At 35.8% G+C, this 965-nt stretch carries 2 protein-coding genes; both read right to left on the bottom strand.

Going from position 1 to position 965, the window contains the following annotated elements; translation table 11 throughout:
- Positions 1–592: DMT family transporter (locus ABCN07_RS07985; protein ID WP_343006170.1), on the bottom strand; the 592-nt coding region annotated here is incomplete at its 3' end.
- A 1-nt stretch (position 593) separates the two neighbouring features.
- Positions 594–965 (bottom strand): hypothetical protein (locus tag ABCN07_RS07980; RefSeq protein ID WP_343006169.1); only part of this gene is annotated, 372 nt, incomplete at its 5' end.

The following is a 965-nucleotide window of genomic DNA, read 5'->3' as shown; positions in this document are numbered from 1 at the left end:
TAAAAATAAAGAGCGATGACAGTATAAGGGAGAATGTCAACTGTCCGCTCAATAATGTGATAGGCTCAAACGATTTAATAAGGCGAGACGATATAACAACATAAAATGCTGCCGATAACACACCGGCAACAACAAGACAATATCCAACAATATTATTCGATCCATTACTGATGTCTGGCAAGGCTACCAAAATACTGCCAACAATTGCACCTATAAGGAACAATATAAAATATTGCGGGGAATTAATTTTAACTGAGCAAATAAGAACAGACAACACCAATATAAACACTGATTCAAGTGAAAAAATAATTGATGCGCTTCCTGCTGAAATAAAATAAAGTCCGTAGAGTGTAAAAGTATACGCTAAGAATGGTTCAAAAACGCCTGTCGCATAAGCAAGTATCGCTTTTGAGTTTAATGGGAGTTTTTTTCTTTTTATAAAAAGAACTATCCAAGATAGTATTACTGCACTACAAATCTGCCAGAAAAACACCCCTCCGGCATCTAGTTCTTCAACTCCTTTTTTGCTCATTACGATAGCTGCCCCCCATGAGAACGCTGCTAAAAAAGCAAAAAGCATTCCTTTAATCATATTAATCATCCTCTTTCTCATAAAGGGGTTTGTTTTCAAATTTCCTTGGTTGAAAGGAGTTAAAAAACATAGATGCATCATCTACAGGAATACCAATAAACTCTCCATAATAAGGATCATCTATAGGAAACTCTTCTAATGAAACATAAAACAATACATTCCAGTTGAAGATCATTGGATCACTATTTTCTATTTCATGGAGCAATCTTTCATCCTTAGTTAATTCTCCTGGAATTAATACATCAGTATGATAAAAACCGCTGTAATAAGAACTATTACCGGTGTGCACTGGGCATCCAAAACGATCCAAATTAGATTCTGAATGCCATGTTGTAGAAATCCCTTCCGGATGTGAATACCCACCCTTACCAAC

The organism is Collinsella sp. 1033st1_E11_1033SCRN_220408 (genome assembly GCF_039062465.1).
Classification (GTDB): Bacteria; Actinomycetota; Coriobacteriia; order Coriobacteriales; family Atopobiaceae; genus Parolsenella.
The sequence above is the reverse complement of the archived record's forward strand: the minus strand, read 5'-3'. Positions and strand labels throughout refer to the sequence as shown.